At 74.5% G+C, this 5,452-nt stretch carries 1 protein-coding gene; it reads right to left on the bottom strand.

Features of this window, described 5'->3' with window-relative positions:
• Positions 1 to 5,452 (bottom strand): type I polyketide synthase (locus ABZ154_RS34645; protein WP_356838411.1); only part of this gene is annotated, 5,452 nt, incomplete at both ends.

Below are 5,452 nucleotides of genomic sequence, written 5' to 3'. Positions count from 1 at the left end.
ACTCCTCCAACAGCCGCGCACCCATCCCCACCCACTGCGAACCCTGACCCGGAAACACGAACACCGTCCGCCCCTCCACATCAGCCACACCCCGGGCTGTCACGGATGACGCCGCGTCCGAGGCGATCGCCCGGAGTGCGTCGACCGGGTCGGCGCCGTCGTCGGGCACCACGACGGCGCGGTGCTCGAACAGGGCACGCGACGTGACGAGCGAGAAGCCGACATCGTGGCGGCGCGGTGCGGGGTCCGCACGCTCCAGGTGCGCGATCAGCCGGGCCGCCTGCTCGCGCAGTGCCGCGCCGGTCCGGCCCGAGACCGTCCAGGGCACGACGCCACCCGCGACGGGGACGGGCTCGACGGCGGGGGTGGGGTCGTCGGATCCGTCGGCGGACGGAGCCTGTTCGAGCACGGTGTGGGCGTTGGTGCCGCTGATCCCGAACGAGGAGACGGCGGCACGGCGCGGGCGGCCGGTCTCCGGCCAGTCCGCGGGCTCGTGCAGCAGCCGTACGGCGCCGGAGGACCAGTCGATGTGCGGCGAGGGGTTGTCGGCGTGCAGGGTGCGGGGCAGCTTGCCGTGGCGCAGCGCCATCACCATCTTGATGACACCGGCGACGCCCGCGGCGGACTGGGTGTGCCCGATGTTGGACTTCACCGAGCCGAGCAGCAGCGAGCGCTCCGGGTCACGGTCCCGGCCGTACGTGGCGAGCAGGGCCTGCGCCTCGATGGGGTCGCCCAGGGGGGTGCCCGTTCCGTGCGCCTCCACCACGTCGATGTCCGAGGGGGCCAGGCGGGCGTTGGCCAGCGCCTGGCGCATCACGCGCTGCTGGGAGGGGCCGTTGGGCGCGGTGAGGCCGTTGGACGCGCCGTCCTGGTTGATGGCCGACCCGCGGATGACCGCGAGGACGGGGTGGCCGTTGCGCCGGGCGTCGGAAAGCCGCTCGACCAGCAGGATGCCGACGCCCTCGGCGAGGGTCATGCCGTCCGCGTCCTCGGAGAACGCCTTGCAGCGCCCGTCCCGGGCGAGGGCCCGCTGCCGGCTGAACGCGATGAACGGGGCGGGGGTGGTCATGATCGTGGCGCCGCCGGCGACGGCGAGCGTGGACTCGCCGTTGCGCAGGGACTGGCAGGCCAGGTGCAGGGCCACGAGGGACGAGGAGCACGCCGTGTCGACGGTGACCGCGGGGCCTTCGAGTCCCATGACGTAGGAGATGCGGCCGGACAGGACGCTGGGGATGCTGCCGGTGACCATGTGGCCCTCGGCGCCGTCGCCCGCGCCGAGGCCGTAGTCCTGGTAGCTGGAGCCGATGAAGGTGCCGGTGAGGCTGCCCCGGACGTCGGCGGGGTCGATTCCGGCGCGCTCGAAGGTCTCCCAGGTGGTCTCCAGCAGGAGGCGCTGCTGGGGGTCCATCACCATGGCCTCGCGCGGGGAGATCCCGAAGAAGGCCGGGTCGAACGCGTCGGCCTCGTGCAGGAAGCCGCCCGAGGTGGAGTAGGTCTTTCCCGCACGGTCCGGGTCGGGGTCGAACAGCGCCTGCGCGTCCCAGCCCCGGTTGACGGGGAAGTCCGTCACCGCGTCCGCGCCGCCGGTGACCAGGTCCCACAGCTGTTCCGGGGTGTCGGCTCCGCCGGGGAAGCGGCAGCCCATGGCGATGATGGCGATGGGTTCGTCGTCCGTGAGGCCGGTGGCGACGGGACCGGCCACGTCGAGGACGGCGCCGAGGATCTCGGCCCGCAGGTACCGGGCGAGGTCCGAGGGGGTCGGGTAGTCGAAGACCATCGTGCTGGGCAGGGGGAGGCCGGTGGTGCCGGAGAGCCGCTTGCGCAGTTCGACGGCGGTCAGGGAGTCGAAGCCGATGTCCCGGAAGGCGCGGCCCTCGGGCACGCCGTCGGGGGAGCTGTGGCCGAGTACGGCGGCGGCCTCGCTCCGTACGAGGTCGGAGAGGACCCGGCTCTGCTCGGACTCGTCGAGGGCGCGTATCCGGGTGACGAACTCGGAGGCGGTGCCGTCCTCCTTGGCGGGGGCGGCGGCGTCGCGGACTTCCGGCAGACCGGTGAGCAGGGCGCTGGGCCTGGCGGAGGTGAAGACCGGGGCGTAGCGGTCCCAGTCGACGTCCGCCACGGTGACGGTGGTGTCGCCCCGGACCACGGCGCGGCGCAGCTCGGTCATGGCGAGGCCGGATTCCAGGAAGCCGAGCCCCTGGCGCTCCAGCGCACCGGAGACGGTCTCGTCGGCGGCGGCCATACCCGCCTGTGCCCAGGGGCCCCAGGCGACGCTGGTGGCGGTCAGTCCACGGGCGTTCCGGTGCTCGGCGAGGGCGTCGAGGTAGGCGTTGGCGGCGCCGTAGGCGCTCTGGCCGCCGCTGCCCCAGACGCCGGCGATGGAGCCGAAGAGGACGAAGAGGTCGAGTTCGCGGTCCTCGAGCAGGGCGTCGAGGTGCGCGGCGCCCGCGAGCTTCGCGGAGGTCAGCGAGGCGAACTCGGCCGGGGTGAGCTGGTCCAGGGGCCCGTAGTGGCCGACCCCCGCGGTGTGCACCACACCGGTCAGCGGCAGGTCGTCCGGGACAGCGTCGATCACTGCGGCGAGGGCGTCCCGGTCGGCGGAGTCGCAGGCGACGATCTCGACGCGGGCCCCCAGCTCCTCCAGTTCCGCGCGGAGTGCGGCGGCGCCCGGGGCGTCCGCGCCGCGGCGGCTGAGGAGGATGAGGTTCTCGGCGCCGGAGCGGGCCAGCCAGCGGCCGGCCTCCGCTCCCAGTCCGCCGGTGCCGCCGGTCACCAGGACGGTGCCCCGGGCGGTGAAGTCCCGCGCGGTGGGCAGGGATTCGACGGCACGGCGGACGAGGCGGCGGCCGAGGACGCCGGAGGCGCGCAGCGCCACCTGGTCCTCGCCGTCGGGGGTGTTCTTCGCGGCGAGGACGCTCGCGAGGCGTTGCCCTGCCCGCTCGTCGAGGCTGCCGGGCAGGTCGACGAGGCCGCCCCAGAGGCGGGGGTGCTCCAGGGCCGCGGTGCGCCCGAGCCCCCAGGCCGCGGCCTGGACGGGGCGGGTGACGGGGTCGCCCGGCCCGGTCGAGACGGCTCCGCTGGTGACCGTCCACAGCCGGCCGTGCGAGCCGGTGTCGTGGAGCGCCTGGAGGAGCCCGAGGGTGACGGCGAGGCCCTCGCTGAGGGGCGCGTACGGGCCGGAGGGGCGCTCGTCCAGGGGGAGCAGCGAAAGCACGTTCGCCGAGGTGTCGAAGTCCTCGGTGGCTTCGAGCCGTGCGGCCAGGACCCGCCGGTCGGCGCACGCGGCGTCCAGGGTGACACGGCGGACCCGTGCGCCGTGCGCGCTCAGCGCGGCGGTGGCCTGCTCGGCGAGCGTCCCGGCCTCCTCGGTGGTCGCCTCCCCCGTGACGAGGAGCCAGGTGCCGTCGAGGACCGGCGCGGCCGGCTGGGTGAGCTGCGCCCATTCCACGTCGTAGCGCAACGTGTCGAGCAGGGCCTTCTCCCGGTTGTCCCGGCGCCAGGAGGTGAGCGCGGGGAGCAGGGAGCCGAGGGAGTCGTGCTCCCGCTCCCCCAGCCCGAGTACGGCGGCCAGTTCCTCGGCGTCGCCGCGTTCCACGGCGGCCCACAGCCGCTGGTCGGCCGGGTCGGCGCCCGCCGTCACGGGGGGCTGGGGCGTCTGCGGCCAGAAGTAGGTGTGCTGGAAGGCGTACGTGGGCAGGTCGGTCCGTCGGGCCCCCGTGCCGGCGAAGTAGGCGGACCAGTCCACGGTGACGCCGCGGACGTGGAGGCGGGCCAGGGCGCCGGTGACGGCGAGTTCCTCGCCCCGGTCGGCGCGGCAGAGCGGGACGCACTCGGCGTCGTACGTGTCGCCGAGCGTGTCCTGGGCCATCGCGGAGAGCGGCCCGTCGGGGCCGATCTCCAGGAAGGTGGTGGCCCCGGCGTCGCGAAGGGCGTGTACGCAGTCGGCGAAGCGGACCGCGTCGCGGACATGGGCCACCCAGTAGTCCGCGGAGCACACCTGTTCGGCGGTGGCCGGGGCGCCCGCGGTGTGGGAGACCAGGGGGATCTGCGGTCGGTGGTAGGTCAGTTGCTCGGCGACGCCGCGGAACGCGTCGAGCATGCCGGCCATGCGGGGCGAGTGGAAGGCATGGCTCACCCGCAGTCGCCGGGTCTTGCGCCCGCGTGCCTCGAAGGCGGCGGCGATGTCCAGGACCGCGTCCTCGTCGCCGGAGACGACCAGGGAGTCCGGACCGTTGACCGCGGCGATGGAGACGGCGTCCTCGCGGCCGGCGAGCAGCGGGGCGACCTCGTCCTCGGCTGCGCGGACGGCGACCATCGCACCGCCCGTGGGCAGCGCCTGCATCAGGCGGGCGCGGGCCGCGACCAGGGTGCACGCGTCGGTGAGCGACAGGATGCCGGCCGCGTGGGCTGCCGCGAGCTCACCGATCGAGTGGCCGGCGACGAAGTCCGGCCTGACGCCCCACGACCGTACGAGACGGAAGAGCGCGACCTCGACCGCGAAGAGGGCGGGCTGGGTCCAGCCGGTCTCGTCCAGCAGGGCGGCCTCGGCCGTGTCCTTCCCGGCGAACAGCACCTCGCGCAGCGGGCGGTCCAGCAGGGGGTCCAGTTCGGCGAACACCTCGTCCAGTGCCTGGGCGAACACCGGGAAACGCTCGTACAGTTCGCGTCCCATCGCGGGCCGCTGGCTGCCCTGGCCGGTGAAGAGCATCGCGGTGCGGCCCCGGTTCGCCGCTTCTCCCTCGATCACTCCGGCGTCGGGACGGCCGTCGGCCAGCGCGGTGAGGGAGCGCAGCAGCGCGGTGCGGTCCCCCGCGACGACTGCGGCACGCCGGTCGAAGCGGGTACGTGTGGTGGCGAGCGAGAACGCCGCGTCGGCCGGGTCCAGTCCGGGGTGTGCCTGGACGTGGGCGAGCAGCCGGGCCGCCTGGCCGCGCAGGGCGTCGCGGCTCCTGCCGGAGATCAGCCACGGCACGGTGCCGGCCTGGCGGGTGGGTTCGGCGGTCGTCGGGGCGGTGGTGCCGGGGGCCTGTTCGATGATGGTGTGGACGTTGGTGCCGCTGATCCCGAACGAGGAGACACCGGCCCGGCGGGGCCGGCCGGTCTCGGGCCAGGCGGTCTGCTCGGTCAGGAGCTCCACCGCCCCCTGCGACCAGTCCACATGCGAGGACGGAGCGTCGACGTGCAGGGTCTGCGGCAGCACTCCGTGCCGCATCGCCATGATCATCTTGATGACGCCCGCGACACCGGCGGCAGCCTGCGTGTGACCGATGTTCGACTTCACCGAACCCAGGAGCAGCGGGCGCTCCGGATCACGGTCGCGCCCGTAGGCGGCCAGGAGGGCCTGCGCCTCGATGGGGTCGCCGAGGGTCGTCCCCGTACCGTGCGCCTCGACGGCGTCCACGTCATCCGGCGTGAGCCCGCCACTGGCCAGCGCCTGACGGATCACCCGCTG

The organism is Streptomyces sp. NPDC006261, from assembly GCF_040613515.1.
Classification (GTDB): Bacteria; Actinomycetota; Actinomycetes; order Streptomycetales; family Streptomycetaceae; genus Streptomyces.
This window is presented reverse-complemented; position numbering and strand designations above follow the sequence as displayed.